The sequence below is a fragment of the Solwaraspora sp. WMMA2065 genome, assembly GCF_030345075.1.
Lineage (GTDB): Bacteria > Actinomycetota > Actinomycetes > Mycobacteriales > Micromonosporaceae > Micromonospora_E.
In genome coordinates this window covers 3,969,328-3,995,443 of record NZ_CP128361.1, presented here as the reverse complement: position 1 = coordinate 3,995,443, position 26,116 = coordinate 3,969,328, and the positions used below count along the sequence as shown (strand labels likewise).

38 protein-coding genes and 1 pseudogene are annotated in these 26,116 nt (G+C 68.8%); 38 read left to right on the top strand and 1 reads right to left on the bottom strand.

The features are described 5' to 3' along the window. Positions 1-146 precede the first annotated feature (146 nt). The 37 genes and pseudogenes from rpsL to truA all read left to right on the top strand — a co-directional run bounded on the left by rpsL (position 147) and on the right by truA (position 23,867). A complete protein-coding gene (gene rpsL / locus O7610_RS18215) occupies positions 147-521 on the top strand; it encodes a 30S ribosomal protein S12 (RefSeq protein WP_123606153.1) in 375 nt (124 codons plus the stop codon). Position 522: 1 nt separating this feature from the next. After that, positions 523-993, top strand: coding sequence for a 30S ribosomal protein S7 (gene rpsG / locus O7610_RS18210; protein WP_278112081.1), 471 nt, complete (start codon positions 523-525; stop codon positions 991-993). 67 nt (positions 994-1,060) lie between these two features. Beyond that, on the top strand, positions 1,061-3,157 hold the full coding sequence (gene fusA / locus O7610_RS18205) for an elongation factor G (protein WP_281551895.1): 2,097 nt from the start codon (positions 1,061-1,063) through the stop codon (positions 3,155-3,157). A 187-nt stretch (positions 3,158-3,344) separates the two neighbouring features. After that, positions 3,345-4,538 carry an elongation factor Tu gene (gene tuf, locus O7610_RS18200; RefSeq protein WP_281551894.1) on the top strand — a complete coding sequence of 398 codons (1,194 nt, stop codon included), beginning with the start codon at positions 3,345-3,347 and terminating at the stop codon, positions 4,536-4,538. Between the two features lie 402 nt (positions 4,539-4,940). Further along, positions 4,941-5,249, top strand: coding sequence for a 30S ribosomal protein S10 (gene rpsJ / locus O7610_RS18195; RefSeq protein WP_007073037.1), 309 nt, complete (start codon positions 4,941-4,943; stop codon positions 5,247-5,249). Positions 5,250-5,259: 10 nt separating this feature from the next. Further along, positions 5,260-5,925, top strand: coding sequence for a 50S ribosomal protein L3 (gene rplC, locus O7610_RS18190; protein WP_281551893.1), 666 nt, complete (start codon positions 5,260-5,262; stop codon positions 5,923-5,925). After that, entirely contained in the window at positions 5,922-6,581 is a 660-nt protein-coding gene (gene rplD, locus O7610_RS18185; protein WP_281551892.1) for a 50S ribosomal protein L4, read from the top strand. The genes rplC and rplD overlap by 4 nt, the downstream gene beginning before the upstream one ends. Then, on the top strand, positions 6,578-6,880 hold the full coding sequence (rplW, locus tag O7610_RS18180) for a 50S ribosomal protein L23 (RefSeq protein ID WP_278173680.1): 303 nt from the start codon (positions 6,578-6,580) through the stop codon (positions 6,878-6,880). The genes rplD and rplW overlap by 4 nt, the downstream gene beginning before the upstream one ends. Before the next feature lie 12 nt (positions 6,881-6,892). Further along, entirely contained in the window at positions 6,893-7,732 is an 840-nt protein-coding gene (gene rplB, locus O7610_RS18175; protein WP_281551891.1) for a 50S ribosomal protein L2, read from the top strand. Positions 7,733-7,749: 17 nt separating this feature from the next. Then, the gene (gene rpsS, locus O7610_RS18170) at positions 7,750-8,031 is read left to right on the top strand and encodes a 30S ribosomal protein S19 (protein ID WP_123606145.1); all 282 of its coding nucleotides are present in this window, start codon (positions 7,750-7,752) and stop codon (positions 8,029-8,031) included. Between the two features lie 37 nt (positions 8,032-8,068). Beyond that, a pseudogene (gene rplV / locus O7610_RS18165) lies at positions 8,069-8,539 on the top strand (50S ribosomal protein L22); the annotation flags it as partial. Between the two features lie 83 nt (positions 8,540-8,622). Next, positions 8,623-9,489, top strand: a complete 867-nt coding sequence (gene rpsC, locus O7610_RS18160) for a 30S ribosomal protein S3 (RefSeq protein WP_123606143.1) — start codon at positions 8,623-8,625, stop codon at positions 9,487-9,489. Positions 9,490-9,492: 3 nt separating this feature from the next. After that, positions 9,493-9,918, top strand: a complete 426-nt coding sequence (gene rplP / locus O7610_RS18155; RefSeq protein WP_123606142.1) for a 50S ribosomal protein L16 — start codon at positions 9,493-9,495, stop codon at positions 9,916-9,918. Beyond that, on the top strand, positions 9,918-10,154 hold the full coding sequence (gene rpmC / locus O7610_RS18150; protein ID WP_281551889.1) for a 50S ribosomal protein L29: 237 nt from the start codon (positions 9,918-9,920) through the stop codon (positions 10,152-10,154). Before rplP ends, rpmC begins: the two co-directional genes overlap by 1 nt. Continuing rightward, the gene (gene rpsQ, locus O7610_RS18145; protein ID WP_123606140.1) at positions 10,151-10,441 is read left to right on the top strand and encodes a 30S ribosomal protein S17; all 291 of its coding nucleotides are present in this window, start codon (positions 10,151-10,153) and stop codon (positions 10,439-10,441) included. The genes rpmC and rpsQ overlap by 4 nt, the downstream gene beginning before the upstream one ends. Before the next feature lie 131 nt (positions 10,442-10,572). Next, the gene (gene rplN / locus O7610_RS18140; protein ID WP_123606139.1) at positions 10,573-10,941 is read left to right on the top strand and encodes a 50S ribosomal protein L14; all 369 of its coding nucleotides are present in this window, start codon (positions 10,573-10,575) and stop codon (positions 10,939-10,941) included. Further along, complete coding sequence (gene rplX, locus O7610_RS18135) at positions 10,938-11,258, top strand: 50S ribosomal protein L24 (protein ID WP_123606138.1); 321 nt, start codon at positions 10,938-10,940, stop codon at positions 11,256-11,258. Before rplN ends, rplX begins: the two co-directional genes overlap by 4 nt. After that, positions 11,258-11,827, top strand: a complete 570-nt coding sequence (rplE, locus tag O7610_RS18130) for a 50S ribosomal protein L5 (protein WP_278173693.1) — start codon at positions 11,258-11,260, stop codon at positions 11,825-11,827. Before rplX ends, rplE begins: the two co-directional genes overlap by 1 nt. Positions 11,828-11,830: 3 nt before the next feature. Beyond that, positions 11,831-12,016, top strand: coding sequence for a type Z 30S ribosomal protein S14 (locus O7610_RS18125; RefSeq protein WP_007465272.1), 186 nt, complete (start codon positions 11,831-11,833; stop codon positions 12,014-12,016). Positions 12,017-12,094: 78 nt separating this feature from the next. Then, the gene (gene rpsH / locus O7610_RS18120) at positions 12,095-12,502 is read left to right on the top strand and encodes a 30S ribosomal protein S8 (RefSeq protein ID WP_123606136.1); all 408 of its coding nucleotides are present in this window, start codon (positions 12,095-12,097) and stop codon (positions 12,500-12,502) included. 17 nt (positions 12,503-12,519) lie between these two features. Then, a complete protein-coding gene (rplF, locus tag O7610_RS18115) occupies positions 12,520-13,062 on the top strand; it encodes a 50S ribosomal protein L6 (RefSeq protein WP_123606135.1) in 543 nt (180 codons plus the stop codon). Positions 13,063-13,114: 52 nt separating this feature from the next. Next, a complete protein-coding gene (gene rplR, locus O7610_RS18110; protein ID WP_281551888.1) occupies positions 13,115-13,510 on the top strand; it encodes a 50S ribosomal protein L18 in 396 nt (131 codons plus the stop codon). 69 nt (positions 13,511-13,579) lie between these two features. After that, the gene (rpsE, locus tag O7610_RS18105; protein WP_123606133.1) at positions 13,580-14,194 is read left to right on the top strand and encodes a 30S ribosomal protein S5; all 615 of its coding nucleotides are present in this window, start codon (positions 13,580-13,582) and stop codon (positions 14,192-14,194) included. A 28-nt stretch (positions 14,195-14,222) separates the two neighbouring features. After that, positions 14,223-14,405: a 50S ribosomal protein L30 gene (rpmD, locus tag O7610_RS18100; RefSeq protein WP_199757998.1), complete on the top strand. Its 183-nt coding sequence runs from the start codon at positions 14,223-14,225 to the stop codon at positions 14,403-14,405. Continuing rightward, positions 14,405-14,848: a 50S ribosomal protein L15 gene (gene rplO, locus O7610_RS18095; RefSeq protein WP_278173697.1), complete on the top strand. Its 444-nt coding sequence runs from the start codon at positions 14,405-14,407 to the stop codon at positions 14,846-14,848. Before rpmD ends, rplO begins: the two co-directional genes overlap by 1 nt. A gap of 230 nt (positions 14,849-15,078) precedes the next feature. Continuing rightward, positions 15,079-16,410: a preprotein translocase subunit SecY gene (secY, locus tag O7610_RS18090; RefSeq protein ID WP_281551887.1), complete on the top strand. Its 1,332-nt coding sequence runs from the start codon at positions 15,079-15,081 to the stop codon at positions 16,408-16,410. Continuing rightward, on the top strand, positions 16,411-17,064 hold the full coding sequence (locus tag O7610_RS18085; protein WP_281551886.1) for an adenylate kinase: 654 nt from the start codon (positions 16,411-16,413) through the stop codon (positions 17,062-17,064). It begins immediately after the preceding gene. A 6-nt stretch (positions 17,065-17,070) separates the two neighbouring features. Beyond that, on the top strand, positions 17,071-17,919 hold the full coding sequence (gene map / locus O7610_RS18080; protein WP_123606128.1) for a type I methionyl aminopeptidase: 849 nt from the start codon (positions 17,071-17,073) through the stop codon (positions 17,917-17,919). Between the two features lie 83 nt (positions 17,920-18,002). Beyond that, positions 18,003-18,581 carry a DUF1707 SHOCT-like domain-containing protein gene (locus O7610_RS18075; RefSeq protein WP_289211392.1) on the top strand — a complete coding sequence of 193 codons (579 nt, stop codon included), beginning with the start codon at positions 18,003-18,005 and terminating at the stop codon, positions 18,579-18,581. A 422-nt stretch (positions 18,582-19,003) separates the two neighbouring features. Continuing rightward, positions 19,004-19,225 (top strand): translation initiation factor IF-1, encoded by a 222-nt coding sequence (gene infA / locus O7610_RS18070; RefSeq protein WP_007073013.1) that lies wholly within the window; start codon positions 19,004-19,006, stop codon positions 19,223-19,225. Positions 19,226-19,312: 87 nt separating this feature from the next. Next, the gene (rpmJ, locus tag O7610_RS18065; RefSeq protein ID WP_012184307.1) at positions 19,313-19,426 is read left to right on the top strand and encodes a 50S ribosomal protein L36; all 114 of its coding nucleotides are present in this window, start codon (positions 19,313-19,315) and stop codon (positions 19,424-19,426) included. 242 nt (positions 19,427-19,668) lie between these two features. Further along, the gene (gene rpsM / locus O7610_RS18060; protein ID WP_123606127.1) at positions 19,669-20,049 is read left to right on the top strand and encodes a 30S ribosomal protein S13; all 381 of its coding nucleotides are present in this window, start codon (positions 19,669-19,671) and stop codon (positions 20,047-20,049) included. 61 nt (positions 20,050-20,110) lie between these two features. Then, a complete protein-coding gene (rpsK, locus tag O7610_RS18055; protein WP_007073011.1) occupies positions 20,111-20,518 on the top strand; it encodes a 30S ribosomal protein S11 in 408 nt (135 codons plus the stop codon). 14 nt (positions 20,519-20,532) lie between these two features. Then, on the top strand, positions 20,533-21,159 hold the full coding sequence (gene rpsD / locus O7610_RS18050) for a 30S ribosomal protein S4 (RefSeq protein ID WP_123606126.1): 627 nt from the start codon (positions 20,533-20,535) through the stop codon (positions 21,157-21,159). 127 nt (positions 21,160-21,286) lie between these two features. Further along, positions 21,287-22,309, top strand: a complete 1,023-nt coding sequence (locus O7610_RS18045; RefSeq protein ID WP_278173705.1) for a DNA-directed RNA polymerase subunit alpha — start codon at positions 21,287-21,289, stop codon at positions 22,307-22,309. Between the two features lie 34 nt (positions 22,310-22,343). Continuing rightward, entirely contained in the window at positions 22,344-22,919 is a 576-nt protein-coding gene (rplQ, locus tag O7610_RS18040; protein ID WP_281551883.1) for a 50S ribosomal protein L17, read from the top strand. 114 nt (positions 22,920-23,033) lie between these two features. Beyond that, positions 23,034-23,867: a tRNA pseudouridine(38-40) synthase TruA gene (gene truA / locus O7610_RS18035; RefSeq protein ID WP_289211391.1), complete on the top strand. Its 834-nt coding sequence runs from the start codon at positions 23,034-23,036 to the stop codon at positions 23,865-23,867. A 7-nt stretch (positions 23,868-23,874) separates the two neighbouring features. Here the strand turns inward: truA and O7610_RS18030 are convergent, their stop codons facing one another. Beyond that, entirely contained in the window at positions 23,875-24,588 is a 714-nt protein-coding gene (locus O7610_RS18030; RefSeq protein WP_289211390.1) for a hypothetical protein, read from the bottom strand. A gap of 882 nt (positions 24,589-25,470) precedes the next feature. On the opposite strand from O7610_RS18030, the gene O7610_RS18025 reads away from it, so the two are divergent. Beyond that, positions 25,471-26,085: a class I SAM-dependent methyltransferase gene (locus tag O7610_RS18025; RefSeq protein ID WP_281551880.1), complete on the top strand. Its 615-nt coding sequence runs from the start codon at positions 25,471-25,473 to the stop codon at positions 26,083-26,085. The last annotated feature ends 31 nt before the right edge of the window (positions 26,086-26,116 follow it).

The following is a 26,116-nucleotide window of genomic DNA, read 5'->3' as shown; positions in this document are numbered from 1 at the left end:
CGGCCGGGTCCGCGTGCGGGCGACACGCCCGACCGCGGGTGTCGGTGCCCTGTCGGGTGGCCGGTCGGAGTGTAGGAGAGTCGGCCTGCGGGGCGGCTGAGGAAAAGTGCGGCCGCCCGTGCGGCCGGAGGGAGCAAAGGAACCCGGTGCCAACGATCCAGCAGCTGGTCCGCAAGGGCCGCCAGGACAAGACGAGCAAGACCAAGACGCCGGCGCTCAAGGGCAGCCCGCAGCGTCGTGGCGTGTGCACCCGTGTGTACACCACCACCCCCAAGAAGCCGAACTCCGCGCTGCGCAAGGTCGCTCGGGTGAAGCTGAGCAGCCAGATCGAGGTGACCGCCTACATCCCCGGCGTCGGCCACAACCTGCAGGAGCACTCCATCGTGCTGGTGCGCGGCGGCCGGGTAAAGGACCTCCCGGGCGTCCGCTACAAGATCGTCCGCGGTTCGCTGGACACCCAGGGTGTCCGCAACCGCAAGCAGGCTCGCAGCCGCTACGGCGCGAAGAAGGAGAAGAGCTGAGATGCCGCGTAAGGGCCCTGCTCCGCGTCGTCCCCTGGTCGCGGACCCGGTGTACAACTCCCCGCTGGTGACCCAGCTGGTCAACAAGATCCTGCTGCGGGGCAAGCGTCAGCTCGCCGAGCGGATCGTCTACGGCGCCCTGGAGGGCTGCCGGGAGAAGTCCGGCACCGACCCGGTCGTCACCCTCAAGCGCGCCATGGACAACGTGAAGCCGACCCTGGAGGTCCGCAGCCGCCGGGTCGGTGGCGCGACGTACCAGGTGCCGGTCGAGGTCCGCCCGTCCCGGGCGACCACCCTCGGGCTGCGCTGGCTGGTCCAGTACTCCAAGGCCCGCCGGGAGAAGACGATGATCGAGCGGCTGATGAACGAGCTGCTGGACGCGAGCAACGGTCTCGGCGCGGCGGTCAAGCGCCGCGAGGACACCCACAAGATGGCGGAGTCCAACAAGGCCTTCGCTCACTACCGCTGGTAGGCCGCTGTCATGCCCGCCGGCATAGCCGCGCAGACACAGTCGACGACGAGACGAAGTAGGGATTGAAGTGGCCGCCGTAGACGCGCTCGCCAAGGTACGCAACATCGGCATCATGGCGCACATCGATGCCGGTAAGACCACGACCACTGAGCGGATCCTGTTCTACACCGGTATCACGTACAAGATCGGTGAGGTCCACGAGGGCGCTGCCGTCATGGACTGGATGGAACAGGAGCAGGAGCGGGGCATCACCATCACCTCCGCCGCCACCAAGTGTGAGTGGAAGGGCCACACGATCCAGATCATCGACACGCCGGGCCACGTCGACTTCACGGTAGAGGTCGAGCGGTCGTTGCGGGTGCTCGATGGGGCGGTCGCAGTCTACGACGGCGTGGCCGGCGTGGAGCCGCAGACCGAGAACGTGTGGCGGCAGGCGGACAAGTACAAGGTCCCCCGGATGTGCTTCGTCAACAAGCTCGACCGGACCGGGGCCGACTTCTTCCGCTGCGTGCAGATGATGGTCGACCGGCTCAACGCCACCCCGCTGGTGCTGCAGATCCCGATCGGCCTCGAGAGCGGCCACATCGGTGTCGTCGACCTGGTCGAGATGCGGGCGCTCACCTGGCGTGGCGAGACGATGAAGGGTGAGGACTACGCGGTCGAGGAGATCCCGGCCGACCTCACCGACTCGGCCGCCGAGTGGCGGGAGAAGCTGCTGGAGACCCTCGCCGACGTGGACGACTCCATCATGGAGAAGTACCTCGAGGGTGAGGAGTTGTCGGTCGAGGAGATCAAGGCGGCGATCCGCCGGGCCACCCTCGCCGACAAGGGCAACCCGGTGCTGTGCGGTTCGGCGTTCAAGAACAAGGGCGTCCAGCCGATGCTGGACGCGGTGGTCGACTACCTGCCGTCGCCGCTGGACGTGCCGGCGATCGAGGGCACCGCGACGGACGGCGAGACCCCGATGCTGCGGAAGCCGTCGACGACGGAGCCGTTCTCCGGCCTCGCGTTCAAGATCCAGACCGACCGGCACCTCGGTAAGTTGACCTACGTACGGGTCTACTCCGGCACGCTGGACTCCGGGTCCCAGGTGATCAACTCCACCAAGGACCGCAAGGAGCGGATCGGCAAGATCTACCAGATGCACGCGAACAAGCGTGAGGAGCGGGCGACCGCGATCGCCGGCGACATCATCGCCGTCCAGGGCCTGAAGCAGACCACCACCGGCGACACCCTGTCCGACCCGGCGAACCCGGTCATCCTGGAGTCGATGACGTTCCCGGAGCCGGTCATCGAGGTGGCGATCGAGCCCAAGACAAAGGCCGACCAGGAGAAGCTCTCCACCGCTATCCAGCGGCTGGCCGAGGAGGACCCGACCTTCCGCGTCAAGAACGACGAGGAGACCGGGCAGACGGTCATCGCCGGCATGGGCGAGCTGCACCTGGACATCCTGGTCGACCGGATGCGCCGCGAGTTCAACGTCGAGGCCAACATCGGCAAGCCGCAGGTGGCGTACCGGGAGACCATCCGCCGGAAGGTGGAGAAGGTCGAGTACACCCACAAGAAGCAGACCGGTGGGTCCGGCCAGTACGCCCGGGTGATCATCAGTCTCGAGCCGCTGCCGCTGGACAACGAGGCGCCGACCTACGAGTTCGCCAACGCGGTGACCGGTGGCCGGGTGCCGCGGGAGTTCATCCCGTCGGTCGACGCCGGTGCCCAGGACGCCATGCAGTACGGCATCCTCGCCGGCTTCCCGCTGGTCGGGGTCAAGCTGACCCTGGTCGACGGGCAGTACCACGAGGTCGACTCGTCCGAGATGGCGTTCAAGATCGCCGGCTCGATGGCGCTCAAGGAGGCCGCCCGTCGGGCGGATCCTGCGCTGCTCGAGCCGATGATGGCCGTTGAGGTCACCTCTCCCGAGGAGAACATGGGTGACGTCATCGGCGACCTCAACTCCCGGCGTGGCATCATCCAGGCGATGGAGGAGCGCGGCGGAGCCCGCGTCGTCCGTGCCCTGGTGCCACTGTCGGAGATGTTCGGCTACGTCGGCGACCTGCGGTCGAAGACCCAGGGCCGGGCGAGCTACAGCATGCAGTTCGACTCCTACGCCGAAGTGCCGCAGAGCGTGGCGAAGGAGATCATCGCGAAGGCGACGGGCGAGTAACGGGTCGGGGAGCTGACCCTCCCCGGCCCGTCTCGGGCGAGCTGCATACCGGGCCTGAAGGCGTGACCGCCGCAAGACCCGAGCACTTCCCGGTCGCCGACACCGGACCGGAAAGGCTGTCGACAGAGTCCTAAGCGCCGAACGGCGCGCCGGGCGTACGAACCAAGAAGTCCACAGGAGGACACCAGTGGCGAAGGCGAAGTTCGAGCGGACTAAGCCGCACGTCAACATCGGCACCATTGGTCACATCGACCACGGTAAGACGACGCTGACGGCGGCCATCACCAAGGTCCTGCACGACAGGATGCCGGACCTCAACCCGTACACGCCGTTCGACGAGATCGACAAGGCGCCGGAGGAGAAGGCCCGCGGCATCACGATCTCGATCGCGCACGTCGAGTACCAGACCGAGGCGCGGCACTACGCGCACGTCGACTGCCCCGGGCACGCCGACTACATCAAGAACATGATCACCGGTGCCGCGCAGATGGACGGCGCGATCCTGGTGGTCGCGGCGACCGACGGCCCGATGCCGCAGACCCGCGAGCACGTGCTGCTGGCCCGTCAGGTCGGCGTCCCGTACATCGTCGTGGCGCTCAACAAGAGCGACATGGTCGACGACGAGGAGCTGCTCGAGCTGGTCGAGCTCGAGGTCCGTGAGTTGCTGTCGGCCCAGGAGTACCCGGGCGACGACCTGCCGGTGGTTCGGGTCTCCGCGCTGAAGGCGCTGGAGGGCGACGAGGAGTGGTCCGACAAGCTCATGGAGCTGATGAACGCGGTCGACACCGCGATCCCGCAGCCCGAGCGGGAGACCGAGAAGCCGTTCCTGATGCCGATCGAGGACGTCTTCACGATCACCGGTCGGGGCACCGTGGTGACCGGTCGCGCCGAGCGTGGCGTGCTCAAGCCGAACGAGGAGGTGGAGATCGTCGGCATCCGCGAGAAGTCGATGAAGACCACCTGCACCGGTATCGAGATGTTCCGCAAGCTGCTCGACGAGGCGCGGGCCGGTGAGAACGTCGGTCTGCTGCTGCGTGGTATCAAGCGCGAGGACGTCGAGCGCGGCATGGTGGTCATCAAGCCGGGTACCACCACCCCGCACACGGAGTTCGAGGCGACGGTCTACATCCTCTCCAAGGAGGAGGGTGGCCGGCACACCCCGTTCTTCCAGAACTACCGTCCGCAGTTCTACTTCCGGACCACCGACGTGACCGGTGTGGTCACGCTGCCGGAGGGCACCGAGATGGTCATGCCCGGTGACAACACCTCGATGAGCGTGAAGCTGATCCAGCCGATCGCCATGGAGGAGAACCTGAAGTTCGCGATTCGGGAGGGTGGCCGCACCGTCGGCGCCGGCCGGGTCACCAAGATCATCAAGTGAACTGGTAGCCCGATTGGCCTTGCCGTACCTCGGTACGGCATACTAGTCAGGTTGCGTCCGCGTAGGGTGGCTGGCTGCCCGGCAGTCAGCCACCCTCGCACGGCGTCCGGGGCAGATCTGCCGCGGCACCCGCACTGTTCGGCAGCGCACGGCTTTCGCCGTGTCGTCGACCGGGGTGCCGCCGGCCTGGCCCGGTGCCCAAGACCTCAGCGGTGGGGATCGTCTCCGCGTGGGGCCAGATCGCTCCGGAGTCCCGGGGCGGAGCCTGGTCAGCGGTTGCGACACGCCCGACCGCGGGGGTCGGACACCGAAATGAAACGGCAGCGCCGGGGTCCGACCGGCGGCATCCGCTCCGGCGAGCGGGCTCCATTGCGGGCGGAGAGAGAAGGAACAGAAGCCACCATGGCGGGACAAAAGATCCGCATCCGGCTCAAGGCCTATGACCACGAGGTCGTGGACTCCTCGGCGCGGAAGATCGTCGAGACGGTGACGCGCACCGGCGCTCAGGTCGCAGGCCCGGTGCCGCTGCCCACTGAGATCAACCGTTTCTGCGTCATCCGTTCGCCGCACAAGTACAAGGACTCGCGCGAGCACTTCGAGATGCGCACGCACAAGCGTCTGATCGACATCATCGACCCGACTCCGAAGACGGTCGATTCGCTGATGCGCCTCGACCTGCCGGCTGGCGTCGACATCGAGATCAAGCTGTAGGGACCGGACAATGGACAGGCAAGTGAAGGGCATCCTGGGCGCCAAGCTCGGCATGACCCAGGTCTGGGACAACAACCGGGTCGTCCCGGTGACGGTGGTGCAGGCCGGCCCGTGCGTGGTGACCCAGGTGCGGACCGCCGACAAGGACGGTTACTCCGCGGTCCAGCTCGCGTTCGGCGCGGTCGACCCGCGCAAGGTGAACAAGCCGGAATCCGGTCACTTCGCCAAGTCCGGCGTGGCGCCGCGGCGGCACCTGGTCGAGCTGCGCACCACGGACGCCAGCGAGTACGAGCTGGGTCAGGAGATCACCGTCGAGGCCTTCGAGCCGGGTGCCCGGATCGACGTCACCGGCCGGACCAAGGGCAAGGGATTCGCCGGTGTCATGAAGCGGCACGGCTTCCACGGCCTGCGGGCCAGCCACGGTGTCGAGCGTAAGCACCGCTCGCCCGGCTCGATCGGCGCCTGCGCGACCCCGGGACGCGTCTTCAAGGGCGTCAAGATGGCCGGCCGCATGGGCAGCGTGCGCTACACCGTGCAGAACCTCACCGTGCAGGCGGTCGACCCGGACAGCAACCTGCTGCTCGTCAAGGGCGCCATCCCGGGTCCGGCCGGCGCGCTGATCCTGGTCCGCAGCGCGGCGAAGGCGCAGGCGAAGAAGGGCGGTGCCGCCAAATGACGACCGTTGACGTCATCAACCCCGAGGGTGCCAAGAGCGGCACCGTCGACCTGCCGGGCGAGGTCTTCGACGTACAGGCCAACATCGCCCTGATGCACCAGGTCGTGGTCGCCCAGCTCGCCGCCGCGCGGCAGGGCACCCACAAGACCAAGACCCGTGGCGAGGTCGCCGGCGGCGGCAAGAAGCCGTACAAGCAGAAGGGCACCGGCCGCGCCCGGCAGGGCTCGATCCGCGCGCCGCAGTTCGCCGGCGGTGGCGTGGTGCACGGCCCGGTCCCGCGCGACTACAGCCAGCGGACCCCCAAGAAGATGAAGGCCGCCGCGCTGCGCGGTGCCCTCTCCGACCGGGCGCGCTCCGGGCAGCTGCACGTCGTGGAGGCGTTCGTCACCGGTGAGCAGCCGTCGACCAAGAGTGCGCTGGCCACGCTGCGCAAGGTCAGCTCCGCCAAGCGGGTGCTGGTCGTGCTCAGCGCGACCGACGAGCTCAACTGGCTGTCGCTGCGCAACCTGCGCAACAGCACGCCGCTGGTGCACCTCATCGAAGTGGGTCAGCTCAACACGTACGACGTGCTGGTCGCCGACGACGTGGTCTTCACCAAGGGAGCTCTCGACGAGTTCCTCGGTGTTCCGGCGCAGACCGAGGAGGGCGACAAGTGAGCACGATTGCCGACCCGCGCGACATCATCGTGGCGCCGGTGGTCTCGGAGAAGAGCTACGCCGAGCTCAACCGGAACTGGTACACGTTCCTGGTCCACCCGGACGCCAACAAGACCCAGATCAAGATCGCGATCCAGCAGATCTTCGACGTCCGCGTGCTGACCGTGAACACGCTCAACCGCGAGGGCAAGCGCAAGCGCACCCGGACCGGCTTCGGTCAGCGTAAGGCGACCAAGCGGGCGATGGTGAAGCTGGCCGACGGTGACCGTATCGAGGCCTTCGGCGGCCCGGTCAGCTGAGGGGTGTAGACAATGCCAATCCGTAAGTACAAGCCGACGACGCCGGGCCGCCGTGGTTCGTCCGTCGCCGACTTCGCCGAGATCACCCGGTCCACACCGGAGAAGTCGTTGCTGGTGCCGCTGCCCAAGAAGGGCGGTCGGAACACGCACGGCCGGATCACCGCCCGGCACCACGGCGGTGGACACAAGCGCCAGTACCGGCTGATCGACTTCAAGCGGGTCGACAAGGACGGCGTACCGGCCAAGGTCGCGCACATCGAGTACGACCCGAACCGGACCGCCCGGATCGCGCTGCTGCACTACGCCGACGGCGAGAAGCGCTACATCATCGCGCCGAAGGACCTGAAGCAGGGCGACGCCGTTGAGTCCGGCCCCGGCGCCGACATCAAGCCCGGCAACAATCTGCCGCTGCGCAACATCCCGGTCGGTTCCACCATCCATGGTGTGGAGCTGCGACCGGGTGGCGGTGCCAAGCTGGCCCGCTCGGCCGGCACCGGCATCCAGCTGCTCGGCCGGGAGGGTGCCTACGCGACGCTGCGGATGCCCTCCGGCGAGATCCGCCGGGTCGACGTGCGCTGCCGGGCCACCATCGGTGAGATCGGCAACGCCGACCAGTCAAACATCAACTGGGGCAAGGCGGGCCGCATGCGGTGGAAGGGCAAGCGCCCGACCGTCCGTGGCGTCGCGATGAACCCGGTCGACCACCCGCACGGTGGTGGTGAGGGCAAGACCTCCGGTGGTCGCCACCCGGTGAACCCGAAGGGCAAGCCGGAGGGCCGGACCCGTCGTAAGGGCCAGCCGAGTGACCGGCTGATCGTCCGCCGCCGCTACGCCACCCGCAAGCGCGGCTAGAAGGAGTCTGGTAGCACATGCCTCGCAGCCTGAAGAAGGGCCCGTTCGTCGACGACCACCTGATGAAGAAGGTGGAGACGCAGAACGACAAGGGCTCCAAGAACGTCATCAAGACCTGGTCGCGGCGCTCGACGATCACCCCGGAGATGCTCGGGCACACGATCGCCGTGCACGACGGGCGCAAGCACGTCCCGGTGTTCATCACCGAGTCGATGGTCGGGCACAAGCTCGGCGAGTTTGCCCTGACCCGCACCTTCAAGGGTCACGAGAAGGACGACCGCAAGAGCCGTCGGCGCTGAGTCGCGGGCACGGATAGAGGATCAAGGGGTTACAGCGATGCCAGTGAAGGGCGACGCTCCGGTGCTTCCGGGCGCGCGGGCGGTTGCGCGGTACGTGCGCATCTCGCCGATGAAGGCGCGTCGGGTGGTCGACCTCGTCCGCGGTCTGCCCGCGAAGGAGGCACTCACCGTCCTGCAGTTCGCGCCGCAGGCCGCCAGTGAGCAGGTGTACAAGGTCCTGGCCAGCGCGATCGCCAACGCCGAGAACAACGAGCAGCTGGACCCCGACGCGCTGCTGGTCAGCGAGGCGTTCGTGGACGAGGGTCCGACGCTGAAGCGGTTCCGGCCGCGGGCGCAGGGCCGGGCGTACCGGATTCGCAAGCGGACCTGCCACATCACCATCGCGGTGGAGGCCGTCGCCGCGGCGAAGCCGACGCGGCGGGCGACCAAGGCGCAGCCGGCGAAGGCCGCGAAGCAGGCCCAGCCGGCCGAGGCGGCGACGACCGACGCGCAGCCGGCGGCCGTGGAGCAGACCGAGAGCACGGCGCAGGGCGGCGCGACCGCGAACGAGCCGGCCGGCGGCAAGCAGAGCAGCACGGAGGGTGCCGAGTAATGGGTCAGAAAGTTCACCCGCACGGGTTCCGGCTCGGCATCTCGACCGACTGGAAGTCGCGCTGGTACGCGGAGAAGCTGTACAAGGACTACATCGCCGAGGACGTCAAGATCCGCCGGATGATGTCCAGCGGCCTCGAGCGGGCCGGTATCTCCAAGGTCGACATCGAGCGGACCCGCGACCGGGTCCGGGTCGACATCCACACCGCCCGCCCGGGCATCGTCATCGGCCGTAAGGGCGCCGAGGCGGACCGGATCCGGGGCAAGCTGGAGAAGCTCACCGGCAAGCAGGTGCAGCTCAACATCCTCGAGGTGAAGAGCCCCGAGTCGGACGCACAGCTGGTCGCGCAGGGCGTCGCCGAGCAGTTGGCCAGCCGGGTCAGCTTCCGGCGGGCGATGCGTAAGGCCATGCAGTCGGCGATGAAGAACCCGATCGTCAAGGGCATCCGGGTGCAGGTCTCCGGCCGGCTCGGCGGTGCGGAGATGAGCCGTACCGAGTTCTACCGCGAGGGTCGGGTGCCGCTGCACACGCTGCGGGCCAACATCGAGTACGGCTTCTTCGAGGCCCGGACCACCTTTGGCCGGATCGGCGTCAAGGTGTGGATCTACAAGGGCGACGCGGTCCCGGGGCGGGAGGCTCCGGCCGAGGCGCCCAGCCGTCCCCGCCGGGAGCGGCCGGACCGGCCCCGTCGCGGGCGTTCCGGCTCCAGCGGGACGACCGCCGGTGGTACCGAGGCTGGCCGGGCGGCCGCCGCGGAGATCTCCGGTGGCCCGTCGACCACGACCAGCAGTGCCGCGCCGGCTGATGCCGCGCCGGCCACTCCGGCCGCTTCGGCCGGAGCGGACAGCTCAGCGCAGGAGGGCTGACAGATGCTGATCCCGCGCAAGCCCCCGAAGGGCTTCCGCAAGCCGCATCACCCGAGCCGTACTGGCGCCGCCAAGGGCGGCACCCGGGTGGTGTTCGGCGAGTTCGGTATCCAGGCGCTCGAGCCGGCGTATGTGACCAACCGTCAGATCGAGTCGGCCCGTATCGCCATGACCCGCCACATCAAGCGTGGTGGCAAGGTCTGGATCACGGTCTTCCCCGACCAGGCGTTGACCAAGAAGCCGGCCGAGACCCGGATGGGGTCCGGTAAGGGCTCGCCCGAGTGGTGGGTCGCCAACATCAAGCCGGGACGGGTGCTCTTCGAGATGTCCTTCCCGAACGAGCAGATCGCGCGTGAGGCGATGCGTCGTGCGATCCACAAGCTCCCGATGAAGTGCCGCATCGTGACGCGCGAAGTGGGTGAAAGCTGATGGCAGCGGGCGTTTCGGCCGCCGAGCTGCGTGACCTCTCCGAAGAGGAGCTGGTCACGAAGCTGCGGGAGGCCAAGGCGGAGCTGTTCAACCTCCGCGTGCAGGCCGCGACCGGTCAGCTGGACAACAACCGCCGGCTGCAGGTCATCCGTCGGGAGATCGCCCGGATCTACACGATCATGCGTGAGCGTGAGTTGGGACTCTCCGCCGCGCCGACTGAGGTGGCTGCATCATGAGTGAGAACACCGCCCCCGAGCAGGGCGCAACGGTCGTCCGGGCCCGCCGCAAGGTTCGCGAAGGGCTCGTGGTCAGCGACAAGATGGAGAAGACCGTCGTCGTCGAGGTCGAGGACCGGGTCAAGCACCGGCTGTACGGCAAGGTCATGCGCCGTACCAGCAAGCTGAAGGCACACGACGAGCAGAACGCGTGCGGGGTCGGTGACCGGGTGCTGCTGATGGAGACCCGGCCGCTGTCCGCCACCAAGCGGTGGCGGGTCGTCGAGATCCTCGAGAAGGCGAAGTAGCCGGGCGACCCGTCCGCCGCCGTCGCGCGGCGTTCGGGTCGGTCGGGTCCGGATGGCAGCCCGCGCGTAGCGCGGACCAGGTTCTTCCAAGCTCCGGGTGACCGGAGGACTGGCAGACATAGGAGATAGACGTGATCCAGCAGGAGTCGCGACTGCGTGTCGCCGACAACACGGGTGCCCGGGAGATCCTGTGCATCCGGGTGCTCGGTGGCTCCGGTCGGCGCTACGCAGGCATCGGCGACGTGATCGTCGGGACGGTCAAGGACGCGATTCCCGGCGCCGGCGTGAAAAAGGGCGACGTGGTGAAGGCCGTCGTGGTCCGGACCGCGAAGGAGAAGCGGCGGCCGGACGGGTCGTACATCCGCTTCGACGAGAACGCTGCCGTCATCATCAAGGACGGTGGGGACCCGCGCGGTACCCGCATCTTCGGCCCGGTCGGGCGTGAGCTGCGGGACAAGCGGTTCATGAAGATCATTTCTTTGGCGCCGGAGGTGCTGTGACCGTGAAGGTGAAGAAGGGCGACACGGTCGTCGTCATCGCCGGTAAGGACAAGGGTGCCAAGGGCAAGGTCATCGCGGCCTACCCGCGGCAGGACAAGGTCCTCGTCGAAGGCGTGAACCGGATCAAGAAGCACACCCGCATCCAGACCACCCAGCGCGGCGGGCAGACCGGTGGCATCGTCACCCAGGAAGCTCCGATCCACGTCTCGAACGTGCAGGTGCTCGACTCCGACGGCAAGCCGACCCGGGTCGGTTACCGGTTCGACGACAGCGGCCAGAAGGTGCGGATCGCGCGTAGCAACGGTAAGGACCTGTGATGACCACCGCTACCCAGACCAGGCCGGCGCCGCGCCTCAAGCAGCGGTACCGCGAGGAGACCATCGCGCAACTGCGTGAGCAGTTCCAGTACGCGAACCCGATGCAGGTTCCGGGGCTCGTCAAGATCGTCGTGAACATGGGTGTCGGCGAGGCCGCTCGGGACGCCAAGCTGATCGACGGTGCCATGCGTGACCTGGCCACCATTACCGGCCAGAAGCCGCAGGTGCGGCGGGCAACCAAGTCGATCGCGCAGTTCAAGCTCCGTGAGGGGATGCCGATCGGCGCGAAGGTCACCCTGCGCGGTGACCGGATGTGGGAGTTCCTGGACCGGCTGCTGTCCATCGCGCTGCCCCGAATCCGGGACTTCCGCGGGCTGGACGGTCGCAAGCTCGACGGCAACGGCAACTACACGTTCGGGCTTACCGAGCAGTCGGTGTTCCACGAGATCGACCAGGACCGGATCGACCGCACCCGGGGCATGGACATCACGGTGGTCACCACCGCCAAGACCGACGACGAGGGCCGGGCGCTGCTCAAGCTCCTGGGCTTCCCGTTCAAGGAGAACTGAGCTATGGCCAAGAAGGCGCTGATCATCAAGGCCGCCGCGAAGCCGAAGTTCTCGGTGCGCGCGTACACCCGTTGCCAGCGGTGCGGGCGGCCCAAGGCGGTCTACCGCAAGTTCGGCCTCTGCCGGGTCTGCATCCGGGAGATGGCGCACCGCGGTGAGCTGCCCGGTGTGTCGAAGGCTTCCTGGTAACCCCACCTTGACAGGTCTTCGCCGTAGGCCCGGTGGTACAGCCACCGGGAACCCCGGCGAGAAAGGTTGACGAGACCCATGACGATGACCGACCCGATCGCAGACATGCTGACCCGTCTGCGCAACGCCAACCAGGCGTACCACGACCGGGTGACGATGCCGTACTCGAAGGTCAAGGCGAACATCGCCGAGGTCCTCAAGGCCGAGGGATACATCTCGACCTGGCAGGTCGAGGACCCTGCGGAGGGTGCCGTCGGCCGGCGGCTGGTGGTCGATTTGAAGTACGGCCAGAACCGGGAGCGCAGCCTCGCCGGGATCAAGCGCGTGTCCAAGCCGGGTCTGCGGGTGTACGCCAAGTCGGATGAGCTGCCCCGAGTGCTCGGCGGCCTGGGCGTGGCGATCATTTCGACGTCCCAGGGGCTGCTCACCGACCGGCAGGCCCGTAAGCGGAGCGTGGGCGGGGAAGTCCTCGCCTTCGTCTGGTAATCGGGAGACTGGTAACAATGTCGCGTATTGGACGTAAGTCGATCCCGGTACCGGCCGGCGTCGATGTCAAGATCGATGGCCAGACCGTCACGGTCAAGGGCCCCAAGGGCGAGCTGTCGCACGTCCTGCCCGAGTCGATCACCGTTGAGCGGACCGAGGACGGTCAGCTCCAGATCAACCGGGCCAACGACGAGCGCCAGGCCAAGGAACTGCACGGGCTGAGCCGTACCCTGGTGTCGAACATGGTCATCGGGGTGACCGACGGTTACCGCAAGACCCTGGAGATCGCGGGTACGGGTTACCGGGTCACCGCCAAGGGCAAGGACCTGGAGTTCGCTCTCGGGTTCTCGCACCCGGTGCTGGTGCCGGCCCCGGAGGGGATCACCTTCACCGTGGAGCGGCCGACGCTGTTCCACGTGGCCGGGATCAACAAGTGGCAGGTCGGTGAGGTCGCCGCCAACATCCGGAAGATCCGCCCGCCGGAGCCGTACAAGGGCAAGGGCGTGAAATACCAGGGCGAGGTCATCCGCCGCAAGGCCGGAAAGGCAGGTAAGAAGTGAGCGCGAGGAGCGAGCTTGCGAGCCCCGCAGTCGCGAACGGAGGCGGGTTCCGATGAGCGCCACACTGTTGAAGCGTCGGGCGGGCGGCAGCGTCTCCGCGCGGCGTGCCATCGGGCGGGCGCGCCGGCACTTCCGGGTGCGCAAGAACCTCAGTGGGACCGCGCAGCGGCCGCGCCTGGTGGTCACCCGTTCCCTGAAGCACATGGTCGCCCAGATCGTCGACGACACCAAGGGTCACACCCTGGCGTCCGCGTCGACCATGGACGCGTCGCTGCGGGGTACCGCGGGTGCCAAGAGCGAACTGGCCGGCAAGGTGGGCGAGCTGCTCGCCGAGCGGGCCAAGGCGGCAGGTATCTCCAAGGTCGTGTTCGACCGTGGGGGCAACCGGTACGCGGGGCGGATCGCCGCGCTGGCCGACGCTGCCCGCGAAGCCGGACTCGAGTTCTAGCGGCCGTCTGATGCCTGTCCAGACGCAAATCGAAGCAAACCCCGTCACGAGTAGGAAGGAAGGCTGCTGATGCCAGGTCAACAGCGTCGTGGCGGCGGGTCCGGTGGCAACGAAGGTGGTCGCCGCGACAACCGCCGTGAGGGCGGTCGCGGCAACGCGCCCGTCGAGAAGACCCCACACCTGGAGCGCGTCGTCGCGATCAACCGGGTCGCCAAGGTCGTGAAGGGCGGTCGGCGTTTCAGCTTCACCGCCCTGGTGATCGTGGGCGACGGCGACGGCACGGTCGGCGTGGGTTACGGCAAGGCCAAGGAGGTGCCGGCGGCGATCGCCAAGGGCGTCGAGGAGGCCAAGAAGCACTTCTTCAAGGTGCCCCGGATCGCCGCGTCGATCCCGCACCCGGTGCAGGGCGAGGACGCCGCCGGCGTGGTCCTGTTGAAGCCGGCGAGTGCCGGTACGGGTGTGATCGCCGGTGGCCCGGTGCGTGCGGTGCTGGAGTGCGCGGGCATCCACGACGTGCTCTCCAAGAGCCTCGGCTCGTCGAACCCGATCAACATCGTGCACGCCACGGTCGCCGCGCTGAAGAGCCTGGAGTCGCCGGAGGCGGTCGCCACCCGGCGTGGCCTGCCGGTCGAGGACGTGGCCCCAGCCGCGATGCTCGCGTCCCGCGCGGGCGCAGGGGCGTGACAGCGAAGATGAACGGAGGGCGGCTGTGATGGCACGTCTGAAGGTGACCCAGGTCCGGTCCGGGATCGGGACCAAGCGCAACCAGCGGGAGTCGCTGCGGTCGCTCGGTCTCAAGCGGATCAACGACGTGGTGGTCAAGGAGGACCGGCCCGAGATTCGGGGCATGATCTTCACCGTGAACCACCTCGTGAAGGTCGAGGAGGTCGAGTAATGGCGATCAAGGTCCACCACCTCCGGCCGGCGCCGGGGGCCAAGACCGCGAAGACCCGGGTGGGCCGCGGTGAGGGCTCCAAGGGCAAGACCGCCGGTCGGGGCACCAAGGGCTCCAAGGCCCGCAAGAACATCCCGGCGGCGTTCGAGGGTGGGCAGATGCCCATCCACATGCGTCTGCCGAAGCTGAAGGGCTTCAAGAACCGGTTCAAGGTCGTCTACCAGGTGGTCAACCTGGACCGGTTGGCGGAGCTCTTCCCGAACGGTGGTGAGGTCGGTCCGCAGCAGTTGGCCGAGTCCGGCGCGGTCCGTAAGGGCCAGCCGGTCAAGGTGCTGGGCAGCGGCGACCTCGGTGGTGTGTCTCTCCAGGTGTCGGCGCACGCGTTCAGCGGGTCGGCCAAGGAGAAGATCACCGCAGCTGGCGGCTCGGTCACCGAGCTCTGAACACCCAGCTTGGACGTGGCGCTCGCTCAGTTGTCCGCGACTGACGGGCGCCACGGCCTACTGGTGAAGCCTCCGTCCCGTTAATATCGGGACCGGTGTATGTTCTAGGGCACGCCTGCCCAGACCGACGCCGGACTGTTAGAGTCCGATGCCAGCCATGGATATCGGGCGCTCCGCACCCACCCGACCCGCCAGAACATCCGGCGGCCGCCTCGCGCAGGAGGAAGAAGTTGCTCTCCGCCTTTCTCAGTGCGTTCCGCACGCCTGACCTGCGCAAGAAGCTGCTGTTCACGGTCTTCATCGTCGCGATCTACCGGCTCGGCGCCACGCTGCCGAGCCCAGGCGTGTCGTACGGCAACGTGCAGCAGTGCATCACCGCCATGGAGTCCGGGGACTCCAGCGGGGTCTTCACCCTGCTGAACCTCTTCTCCGGCGGTGCGTTGCTGTCCCTGTCCGTCTTCGCGCTGGGCATCATGCCCTACATCACCGCGTCGATCATCCTGCAGCTGCTCACCGTGGTGATTCCACGGTTGGAGCAGCTCCGCAAGGAGGGGCAGTCCGGCCAGGCCAAGATCACCCAGTACACCCGTTACCTGACCCTGGGCCTGGGCATCCTGCAGGCCTCGGCGTTCGTTGCGCTGGCCCGATCCGGGCAGCTGTTCAACAACATGTGCGACCAGTGGCCGATCATCCCCGACGGGACCGGCCTACCGACCTGGCTGACGCTCAGCGTGCTGGTCATCACGATGACCGCCGGCACCGGCATGGTGATGTGGCTCGGCGAGCTGATCACCGACCGGGGCGTCGGCAACGGCATGTCGGTGCTGATCTTCACCTCGATCGCGGCGCGACTGCCCAGCGAGGGGTGGGCGATCAAGAACACCCACGGCTGGGGCATGTTCGGCCTGGTGATCGTGCTGGTCCTGGTGGTCATCACCGCGGTGGTCTTCATCGAGCAGGCGCAGCGCCGGATCCCGGTGCAGTACGCCAAGCGGATGATCGGCCGGCGGATGTACGGCGGCACCTCGACCTACATCCCGTTGAAGGTCAACCAGGCCGGTGTCATCCCGGTGATCTTCGCCTCGTCGGTGCTCTACCTGCCGCAGCTCGGGCTGCAGTTCTTCGATCCGAACGACCCTGGTCAGGTCCAGGCGTGGATCCAGAACAACCTGGCGAACCCGACCAGCCCGATCTACATCGTCACGTACTTCTTTATGATCATCTTCTTCACGTACTTCTACGTGTCGATCACGTTCAACCCGACCGAGGTCGCGGAGAACATGAAGAAGTACGGTGGCTTCGTGCCCGGCATCCGGCCGGGCCGGCCCACGGCCGAGTACCTCGACTTCATCCTCAGCCGGATCACCCTCCCCGGTGCGCTCTACCTCGGCCTCATCTCCGTCCTGCCGAACTTCTTCTTCATCTGGCTGGACAGCGACCAGTACGTGAACTTCCCGTTCGGTGGCACCGCCGTGCTCATCATGGTCGGTGTCGGTCTGGAAACCGTGAAGCAGATCGAGAGCCAACTCATGCAGCGCAACTACGAAGGGTTCCTCCGGTAGATGAGGCTGGTACTGGTCGGTCCCCCCGGGGCGGGGAAGGGGACCCAGGCCGAGTTCATCGCCGCTCACCTGGTCGTGCCCAAAATCTCGACCGGGGACATCTTCCGGGCCAACGTCTCCCAGGGCACGCCACTGGGTGTCGAGGCCAGGCGATACATGGACGCCGGCAAGCTGGTTCCGGACGAGGTGACCATCAACATGGTCCGGGACCGGCTGGCCGAGCCGGACGCCGCCGAAGGCTTCCTGCTCGACGGCTTCCCGCGAACCACTCCGCAGGCAGCCGCGCTGGACAAGCTGCTGGCCGACCTCGGCACCGCGCTTGATCTGGTGCTGGAGCTGGTCGTCGACGACGACGAGGTGATCCGGCGGCTGTCCGGCCGGCGTACCTGTCGGGGCTGTGGCAAGATCTGGCACGTCGAGTTCGACGCGCCGGCGACCGAGGGCCGCTGTGACCGGTGCGGTGCCGAGCTGTTCCAGCGCGACGACGACAAGCCGGAGACCATTGCCCAGCGCCTGGTGGAGTACGCCGACAAGACCGCGCCGCTGGTCGACTTCTACGGGGCCCAGGGCAAGCTGGTCGGGATCGACGCCACCGGGCCGGTCGAGGACGTCACCGTACGCGCGATCGACGCCCTGCGTTCGTACGGCGGGTAGCGCCCGATGCGCCGCCAGCAGCTGGACATCCAGCTGAAGACTCCGGAGCAGATCGACCGGATGCGGGCCGCCGGTCTGGTGGTCGCTGACGCACTGGCCCGGATGCGGGCGGCGATCGCCCCCGGCGTCTCCACCGCCGATCTGGACGCCATCGCCGCTGCGACGATCCGCGACGCCGGTGCGGTTCCGTCGTTCAAGGGCTACCACGGCTACCCGGCGACCATCTGCTCCTCGGTCAACGAGCAGGTGGTGCACGCGATCCCGGCCGCCGGGCAGGTGCTGCGCGACGGCGACGTCATCTCGGTCGACTGCGGTGCGGTGCTGGATGGCTGGCACGGCGACGCGGCCTTCACCGCGCCGGTCGGGGAGGTGCGTCCGGAACTGCTGCGGATGATCACGGTCGCCGAGGACGCGCTGTGGGCCGGAATCGCCGCTGCGGCGCGCGGTGCGGTCAGCGGCCGTGGCCGGCTCACCGACATCTCGTACGCGGTGGAGCGGGCGATCCGGGCGGGCGGCCGGTACGGCATCGTCGAGGGCTACGGCGGCCACGGGATCGGCACCGAGATGCACCAGGACCCGCACGTGCTCAACTACGGCCGGCCGGGTAAGGGCCCGCGCCTGGTCCCGGGGATGGCGCTGGCCATCGAGCCGATGATCACCGAGGGGTCGGCCCGCACCGACGAGCTGGCCGACGGCTGGACGGTGGTGACCCGGGACGGGTCGATGGCGGTGCACGTCGAGCATTCGATGGCGCTGCTGCCGGACGGCGTCTGGGTGTTGACCGAGCCGGACGGCGGGCGTTCCCGGCTCGGCGATCTGGTGACCGCCCGTCAGCCGGCCGATTCCCGACGCTGACCCGGGGCCTGCCCCGGCTCCGGCCGCCCCCTGGTCAGGTGCCGGTCTGGTCGGGCTGGCACCGGGGTGTCAAGCTGGTAGCCATGGATCGGCGGGACGGGATGCGGGCGGCCGACGCCGACCGGGAGGCAGTGGCCGAACGGTTGCGCAACGCGCTGAGCGAGGGTCGACTGGATCTTGCCGAGTTCGACGAGCGGTTGCAGCTGGCCTACGCGGCGAAGACGTACGGTGATCTGGACGGACTGCTCGACGATCTGCCACCGGTGACCGCCGCCGGACGCTCCCAGTTGGTGCCGGTCGTCGCCGACGGGTTGCCGGCCGAGTTGACTCCCGGCCCGGACGGCCGCTACCCCGGTGCGACCCGCCGGTGGCTGGTCAACGAGTGGGACGGGTACGGGACGGCGGTCGGGATCACCATCGCGATCTGGGCGGTGACCTGCGTCATGAGTCAGGACCTGCGGTACTTCTGGCCGGGCTGGGTGGCCGGCCCGTGGGGCGCGGTGCTGCTGGTGACCACCGTGCTGGGTCTGATCAAGGGCGAGCCGCAACAGTGTGCGGTCAAGCAGGCCCGGCGGCACCTGGCCAAGCAGGAGAAGGCGGAACGCAAGCGGCTTGAGCAGGAGTCCGGCGGGGCCGACGGTCCGGCCCCGGGCCAGGGGTAGCCACCCGGCCGCACACCGGAGGCCAAGCGGTCGGCCGGCGACCGAAGGCCTGACCGGCGCCCGGCGCCCGGCGGCTGAAGGCCTGACCGACGCCCGGCGGGTCGCCGGTAAACTCCCTGATCCTGCTGCTTTGTCGGGTATGCTGACCCGCAGCAGCGCGTGGTTTGCTGTCCGCGTGACAACCCGCGTACACTGATAGGTCGGCGCACAGCGTCCACTCCAGCGTGCCTGCTCTGCGCTTCGGCAGGCCGTGTCTGATCGGGTGTCGCCTGGGTTTCGGTAACCCGGGCCGAGCCCGTCGTCAGACGTCTGGAGCCGCGGCTGGCGCGGTCGAATCGGTACGGTCGGCAGGCCGGACGGGTCCGTCCGCGAATGGTGTTGTGAGCCGATCCCGAGCAACCGACGTCAGGACAGCGGAGGACATGCCGAAAAAAGACGGGGCCATCGAGATCGAAGGTCGAGTGATCGAGCCACTACCGAACGCAATGTTCCGGGTGGAGCTCGCCAACGGCCACAAGGTGCTGGCTCACATCAGCGGCAAGATGCGGCAGCACTACATCCGCATCCTGCCCGAGGACCGGGTCGTCGTCGAGCTTTCGCCGTACGACCTGACCCGCGGGCGCATCGTCTATCGCTACAAGTAACCGCCTGACGGCGGCCGGGGCGTCCCGTGTCCGTCCTCAAGCCCGCACCGTGTACGCGGCCGGGCGTCAACGGAAGTAAGGCAAACCGTGAAGGTCAAGCCGAGCGTCAAGAGGATCTGCAACAAGTGCCGGGTGATCCGCCGGCACGGCCGGGTGATGGTGATCTGCACCGACCCGCGGCACAAGCAGCGCCAGGGCTGACCCCGAGCCGACCGGCAGGAGCCGGGCCGGCGACGGGGCGGTTCAGGCGGCCGATCGCACAACAGCACATGCTCGTCCCAGCCGCGAGCACCCGGTGACCATGTCGCCGTGTCCGTGGCGCAACCCCCGGTCGGAGGCCGGGGCCCGGCATGCCGGCCCACCCAGCTGGGTGGTCGGCGAGGGCAGCCGGGGTGGGGCGGGCTCAGACCTCCGTGCACACCACTTGAGGAGTACGCCCGCACATGGCACGTCTAGTCGGCGTGGATCTGCCCCGCGAGAAGCGGATGGAGATCGCGCTCACCTACATCTTCGGGATCGGCCGGACCCGTTCGATCGCCACGCTTGCCGCGACTGGCATCGACCCGAACAAGCGGGTCCGGGACCTCACCGACGAGGAGCTGGTCCAGCTCCGGGATCACATCGAGGCCAGCTTCAAGGTCGAGGGTGATCTGCGTCGGGAGGTTGCCGCAGACATCCGCCGCAAGGTGGAGATCGGCTGCTACGAGGGCATCCGGCACCGCCGCGGGTTGCCCGTGCACGGCCAGCGCACCCGGACCAACGCCCGGACCCGCAAGGGCCCGAAGCGGACCGTCGCCGGCAAGAAGAAGCCGGGCAAGAAGTAGTCCTGGCCGCCGCCGGGCTCGCCCGGATACCTCGATCGTTCAATAGGAGCGCAGAAAACTTATGCCACCGAAGGCTCGCGCTGGAGCCGCTGTCAAGAAGGTCCGGCGCAAGGAACGCAAGAACGTCGCCCACGGGCAGGCGCACATCAAGAGCACCTTCAACAACACCATCGTCTCGATCACCGACCCGACCGGTGCGGTGATCTCCTGGGCCTCCGCCGGCCAGGTCGGTTTCAAGGGCTCCCGCAAGTCGACGCCGTTCGCCGCGCAGTTGGCCGCCGAGGCCGCCGCCCGGCGGGCGATGGAGCACGGCATGCGCAAGGTCGACGTCTTCGTCAAGGGCCCCGGCTCCGGCCGGGAGACCGCCATCCGTTCGTTGCAGGCCGTCGGCCTGGAGGTCGGGCAGATCTCCGATGTCACGCCGCAGCCGCACAACGGGTGCCGTCCGCCGAAGCGTCGCCGGGTCTGAGAGGTTAGGAAGAGATGGCTCGTTACACGGGTGCTGACTGCCGCCGTTGCCGGCGGGAGAAGATGAAGCTGTTCCTCAAGGGCAGCAAGTGCGATGGGCCGAAGTGCCCGTTCGAATCCCGGCCCTTCCCACCCGGCCAGCACGGCCGCGGCCGGACCAAGGAGACCGAGTACCTCCTCCAGCTGCGGGAGAAGCAGAAGGCCCGCCGGGTGTACGGCGTGCTGGAGAAGCAGTTCCGCGGCTACTACGAGGAAGCAGTGGCCAAGCAGGCGAAGACCGGTGAGGTGCTGCTGCAGATCCTGGAGTCCCGGCTGGACAACGTCGTGTACCGGGCTGGCTACGCCAAGTCCCGGGACATGGCGCGCCAGCTGGTCAAGCACGGGCACTTCATGGTCAACGGCAAGAAGGTCGACATCCCCTCGTTCCGCGTCAAGGAGCACGACATCGTCGAGGTGCGGACGAAGTCGAAGGAGCTGACCCCGTTCCTGGTCGCCCAGGGCGAGGCCGGTTCCAAGACCGTCCCGGCCTGGCTGGAGGCGATCCCCAGCCAGATGAAGATCCTCGTGCACTCCATGCCGGCGCGTCAGACGATCGACACGCAGGTTCAGGAGCAGCTGATCGTCGAGCTCTACTCGAAGTGAGCCACCCCCGTCGACGGGGGTCGCGGTCGACCGGCGTCACCGACGTACGGCACCGGCCCGGCCCCCGTCGACGGGCGCACGACCGACGGGCGTCATATAGCGGTCGCCCCGACCCAAGGAGAAGTACGTGCTCATCAGCCAGCGGCCGACTCTGTCCGAGGAGTCGATCAGCGACACGAGGTCCCTGTTCACCATCGAGCCGTTGGAGCCGGGTTTCGGCTACACGCTCGGCAACTCGCTGCGGCGTACGCTGCTCAGCTCCATTCCGGGCGCGGCGGTCACCAGCATCAAGATCGACGGCGTGCTGCACGAGTTCACCACGATCCCCGGCGTCAAAGAGGACGTGGTCGAGCTGGTCATGAACGTCAAGGAGCTGTGCGTCAGCTCCGAGCACGACGAGCCGGTCAGCATGTACCTGCGCAAGCAGGGCCCCGGTGACGTGACCGCCGGTGACATCCAGCCGCCGGCCGGGGTCTCGGTACACAACCCGGACCTCAAACTGGCCACCCTCAACGGCAAGGGCCGCCTCGACATGGAGCTCACCGTCGAGCGGGGCCGCGGGTACGTCACCGCCGCGCAGAACAAGCAGGCGGGCGCCGAGATCGGCCGGATCCCGGTCGACTCGATCTACTCGCCGGTGCTCAAGGTCACCTACCGGGTGGAGGCGACCCGGGTCGAGCAGCGGACCGACTTCGACCGGCTGATCATCGACGTCGAGACCAAGGCGTCGATCGGGCCGCGTACCGCGCTGGCCTCGGCCGGCTCCACCCTGGTCGAGCTGTTCGGCCTGGCCCGCGAGCTGGACGAGACCGCTGAGGGCATCGACATCGGGCCGTCGCCGCAGGACGCCCAGCTGGCCGCCGACCTGGCGCTGCCGATCGAGGAGCTGGACCTGACCGTACGGTCGTACAACTGCCTCAAGCGCGAGGGCATCAACAGCGTCGGCGAGCTGATCGGGCGGACCGAGGCGGACCTCCTCGATATAAGGAATTTCGGTCAGAAGTCGATCGACGAGGTCAAGATGAAGCTCGCCGGGATGGGGCTGGGCCTGAAGGATTCGGCGCCCAACTTCGACCCGGCACACGTCGTGGACTCCTTCAGCGAAGCCGACTACGACACCGACGACTACCGCGAGACCGAGCAGCTGTAACGCCGGCTGCCGCCACCACTGAGGAGCACCAACCATGCCCACGCCCACCAAGGGCCCCCGCCTCGGCGGCAGCCCCGCGCACGAGCGGATGATGCTGGCCAACCTGGCCACCTCGCTGTTCCGGTACGGCAAGATCAAGACCACCGAGACCAAGGCGAAGCGGCTGCGTCCCCTCGCGGAGCAGCTGATCACCAAGGCCAAGCGGGGCGACCTGCACTCGCGCCGTCGGGTGCTGACCGTCGTGCGGGACAAGGACGTGGTCTTCGAGCTGTTCGACCAGATCGCGCCCCGGTTCGCCAACCGTCCGGGTGGCTACACCCGGATCGTGAAGACCGGCCCGCGCAAGGGGGACAACGCCCCCATGGCGATCATCGAACTGGTCGAGGAGCTGGTGATGACCACCCCGGCGCCGGCCAAGGCCGACCGTCGGGCAGCCGCCCAGCAGGACAAGGTTGAGGCGCTCGCCGGTGCCGACGAGGCGCCGGCCGCGCGTACCGACGCGGACGCCGCGGCCGACCAGGACGCCGAGCCGCCGGTGTCGGCCTCCGGTGACACCGACACCGCTGCCACCCAGGCCGCCCCGGCCGGCGACGGCGAGAACAAGGCCTGAGTCGGCGACGACCACAACCGGTGGGACCCGGCGCTGCGACAGCAGCGCCGGGTCCCACCGTCTTTCCGGCAACCACGCGACCTTTCCGGCAACCACGCGACGCAGGAGGATCAGGTGCGGCAGGGGGACGTCCGGCTGCGGCTCGATGTCGCGTACGACGGCACCGACTTTTCCGGCTGGGCGGTGCAACCGCAGCGGCGGACCGTCGCCGGGGTGCTGATCGAGGCCCTGGACCGGGCGTTCGGGCCGGGCGTCGCGCTCGGGCTGACCGTGGCCGGGCGTACCGACGCGGGGGTGCACGCCACCGGCCAGGTGTGCCACCTCGACGTGCCGGCCGAGGTGTGGAGCGAACGGGCCGCGACGCTACTGCGCCGGTTCGCCGGTACGCTGCCCCGCGACGTCCGGGTGCGGGCGGTCACCGAGGTGCCGGTCGACTTCGATGCCCGGTTCGCGGCCACCTACCGGCGGTACGCGTACCGGGTCACCGACGCCCCGTACGGTGCGGAGCCGCTGCGCCGGCACGACACGCTCGCCTGGCCGCGTCCGCTCGACCTGGCCGCGCTGAACGCCGCCGCCGCCGAGCTGGTCGGCGAGCACGACTTCGCCGCGTACTGCCGGCGCAAGGAGCACGCCACCACGATCCGGCAGATCACCCGGCTGGACTGGCACCGGGACGCGGACGGGACACTCATCGGCACCGTACAGGCGGACGCGTTCTGCCAGGCGATGGTGCGTAGCCTGGTCGGGGCGATGCTGTTCGTCGGTGACGGCCGCCGGCCGGTCGACTGGCCGGGCAGCCTGCTGACCCGGCGGGAACGGTCCAGTGAGGTCACCGTCGCCCCGCCACACGGACTTACCCTGGTCGAGGTCGGCTACCCCACCGACCCGGCAGGTTACGCGGCCCGCGCCAGCGTCACCCGCCGGCTGCGGCTACCGGTCGTCGGCTGACCGTCGGTCACGGCGCAGCCGCCTCGGCCGGCGCCGCCTCGGTCGACGCCGGTTGCACTGCCCGCTTCTCCAGCACGTTCGCCTGCAGGTGTAGTTGCAGCATGTCGAAGAGGATCTGCCGGGCATACGGGTCGTCGGCGGGCACCGGTTCGCTGTCGGCGCGGGCGATCACGCAGTACATCAGGAAGTGGCCGAGCGAGTGCCAGCCGACCTGGGCGGAGGAGAGCGCGATCGCCTCGGTCCCCTCGTCGGCGATCATGCCCTGAAAGCGGCCCTTCTCCTCATCGACCATCGGCTTGATCCGGGTGTGTGCCCATTCCGCGGCGGAGGCGTCGGCCAGGTTGAACACCCCGGTGGTGATCAGGTACTCGCCGGTCGGTGACCGTAGCGTGCCGCGGACCACCTGGTTGCAGCCGAGTTCGTCGAGCAGGGTGCCGATATCGCCGGCGACCGCCGCCCGGCAGCGCTCCTCGATCTGGGTTTTCAGCAGCCGGTAGGGCGGCTCGGCCGGGTCGATCACGATGTCACCGGTCGGGAAGACCTCCTCGACGGTGAGCGGCTGCGGATCGGCCTCCCGGGAGCTGACGTCCCGGGGGACCACCGTCGGTGCCGCCACCGGGGCACCCGCCGCCGCACGTCCGTTACGTTCGTCGACGACGATGAAGTACGAGCTCAGCCCGCAGACGCCGAGCATCAGCAGGACGGCGACACCGCTGATCACGACCTGCCACAGCTTCGTCGACGACCACACTGCCGTGGCCGGCCCGGCCGGTCGCCGGCCCTGAGGGTCAGTGGGACGGTCGGTCGGGTGTCGACTCGGTCGGGGGGTCCTGCCCGGCGGCGGGGCGGTGCCCGGTCGCCGGCGTCCGGTCTGACGACGTGCCCCGGGGCTCCGGGACGATCCGACCGCAGCAGGTCCGCTGCCCGGCGGCGCGCCGCCCGCCGGTCCCGGTGGGGGCGGCGGCCGGTATGCCTGGGCCGGCGGCCGGAACGCCTGGGGCGGCGGCCGGTATGCCTGGGCCGGCGGCCGGAACGCCTGGGGCGGCGGCCGGAACGCCTGCGGCGGTGGCACAGCGTAGTGTGCCGGGCCGGCACCACGCTGCGGCGGCGCGACGCCTGGCGGCGGTACGGCGTAGTGCGCCGGCCCGGTGCCAGGCGGCATGGCGTGGTGCGCGGGCCCGGCGCTCAGCGGCGGTGCGGCAGGCGGCGGTCGACTCGCCAACCCAGGATGCGGTTGGGGCTGAGCGCGGGGACGCGGTTGGGGCTGAGCGCGGGGATGTGCTCCCGGCGGCGGCTGGGCCCCGAGACGCGGTCGCGGTGACGGCTGTCCACCCGGGTGTGCTCGGGGTGTCGGCTGGGGCCGGGGGCGCGGTGGCGTCGGCGGTACACCGGCGGACCTCGGAGGCCGAGCCGATTGATCGGGTCGAATCTGCCGGCGGTCCGCGCCGGATTCGTACCCGTACGTCATATCGCACAGAGTAACGGACGGATTGGGGGGAGAGCTGCCGGTCAAGACTTGCATCAATTGAAGATCGGGCATAAGCCCTATCGATCGTGGTGACCGCCGTCAACGCCGTACCCCGGGTTGGGCGACAATGCCCCGGTGACCGGCGACCACTACTTCAGCCCGCAGCCCGGCACCGCGGACGTACGGTCGGAGATCGACTTCGCGGTCGCCGGCCGCGACTACACCCTGACCGTCGCCGCCGGAGTGTTCTCCGCCGGCCGGCTCGACCCGGGCACCGCCGTACTGCTGCGCAAGGCCGACCTGCCCGCACCGACCGACCCCGGCCCCTTCCTCGACCTCGGCTGCGGGTACGGCCCGATCACCTGTGTGCTGGCCGACCAGGCGCCAGCCGCAACGGTCCACGCGGTGGACGTGAACGCCCGCGCCCGCGAGCTCACCCTGCTCAACGCCGACCGGCTCGGCGTCGCCGACCGGGTCCGGGTTGCCGATCCGGACCGCGTGCCGCCGGAGCTCACCTTCACCCAGCTGTGGTCCAACCCGCCGATCCGGGTCGGCAAGGCGGAACTGCACGCCCTGCTCACCCGCTGGCTGCCCCGCCTCGCCCCGGGCGGCGTCGGCTGGCTGGTCATCGCCCGCTACCTGGGCGGCGATTCGGTGCAGCAGTGGCTGCGCGACCAGGGCTGGCAGGTGGACCGGCACGCCAGCCAGAAGGGCTACCGGGTGCTGCGGGTCACTCACCACGCCGACTGACCGCCACCCCGGTTCGCCAGTGCCAGTGCCA

Coding starts and splice junctions, on each gene's coding strand:
- rpsG (WP_278112081.1), top strand. CDS start 523: ATGCCGCGTAAGGGCCCTGCTCCGCGTCGTCCCCTGGTCGCGGACCCG.
- rpsJ (WP_007073037.1), top strand. CDS start 4,941: ATGGCGGGACAAAAGATCCGCATCCGGCTCAAGGCCTATGACCACGAG.
- rplC (WP_281551893.1), top strand. CDS start 5,260: ATGGACAGGCAAGTGAAGGGCATCCTGGGCGCCAAGCTCGGCATGACC.
- rplD (WP_281551892.1), top strand. CDS start 5,922: ATGACGACCGTTGACGTCATCAACCCCGAGGGTGCCAAGAGCGGCACC.
- rplB (WP_281551891.1), top strand. CDS start 6,893: ATGCCAATCCGTAAGTACAAGCCGACGACGCCGGGCCGCCGTGGTTCG.
- rpsS (WP_123606145.1), top strand. CDS start 7,750: ATGCCTCGCAGCCTGAAGAAGGGCCCGTTCGTCGACGACCACCTGATG.
- rpsC (WP_123606143.1), top strand. CDS start 8,623: ATGGGTCAGAAAGTTCACCCGCACGGGTTCCGGCTCGGCATCTCGACC.
- rplP (WP_123606142.1), top strand. CDS start 9,493: ATGCTGATCCCGCGCAAGCCCCCGAAGGGCTTCCGCAAGCCGCATCAC.
- rpmC (WP_281551889.1), top strand. CDS start 9,918: ATGGCAGCGGGCGTTTCGGCCGCCGAGCTGCGTGACCTCTCCGAAGAG.
- rpsQ (WP_123606140.1), top strand. CDS start 10,151: ATGAGTGAGAACACCGCCCCCGAGCAGGGCGCAACGGTCGTCCGGGCC.
- rplE (WP_278173693.1), top strand. CDS start 11,258: ATGACCACCGCTACCCAGACCAGGCCGGCGCCGCGCCTCAAGCAGCGG.
- O7610_RS18125 (WP_007465272.1), top strand. CDS start 11,831: ATGGCCAAGAAGGCGCTGATCATCAAGGCCGCCGCGAAGCCGAAGTTC.
- rpsH (WP_123606136.1), top strand. CDS start 12,095: ATGACGATGACCGACCCGATCGCAGACATGCTGACCCGTCTGCGCAAC.
- rplF (WP_123606135.1), top strand. CDS start 12,520: ATGTCGCGTATTGGACGTAAGTCGATCCCGGTACCGGCCGGCGTCGAT.
- rplR (WP_281551888.1), top strand. CDS start 13,115: ATGAGCGCCACACTGTTGAAGCGTCGGGCGGGCGGCAGCGTCTCCGCG.
- rpsE (WP_123606133.1), top strand. CDS start 13,580: ATGCCAGGTCAACAGCGTCGTGGCGGCGGGTCCGGTGGCAACGAAGGT.
- rpmD (WP_199757998.1), top strand. CDS start 14,223: ATGGCACGTCTGAAGGTGACCCAGGTCCGGTCCGGGATCGGGACCAAG.
- rplO (WP_278173697.1), top strand. CDS start 14,405: ATGGCGATCAAGGTCCACCACCTCCGGCCGGCGCCGGGGGCCAAGACC.
- O7610_RS18085 (WP_281551886.1), top strand. CDS start 16,411: ATGAGGCTGGTACTGGTCGGTCCCCCCGGGGCGGGGAAGGGGACCCAG.
- map (WP_123606128.1), top strand. CDS start 17,071: ATGCGCCGCCAGCAGCTGGACATCCAGCTGAAGACTCCGGAGCAGATC.
- O7610_RS18075 (WP_289211392.1), top strand. CDS start 18,003: ATGGATCGGCGGGACGGGATGCGGGCGGCCGACGCCGACCGGGAGGCA.
- infA (WP_007073013.1), top strand. CDS start 19,004: ATGCCGAAAAAAGACGGGGCCATCGAGATCGAAGGTCGAGTGATCGAG.
- rpsM (WP_123606127.1), top strand. CDS start 19,669: ATGGCACGTCTAGTCGGCGTGGATCTGCCCCGCGAGAAGCGGATGGAG.
- rpsK (WP_007073011.1), top strand. CDS start 20,111: ATGCCACCGAAGGCTCGCGCTGGAGCCGCTGTCAAGAAGGTCCGGCGC.
- rpsD (WP_123606126.1), top strand. CDS start 20,533: ATGGCTCGTTACACGGGTGCTGACTGCCGCCGTTGCCGGCGGGAGAAG.
- rplQ (WP_281551883.1), top strand. CDS start 22,344: ATGCCCACGCCCACCAAGGGCCCCCGCCTCGGCGGCAGCCCCGCGCAC.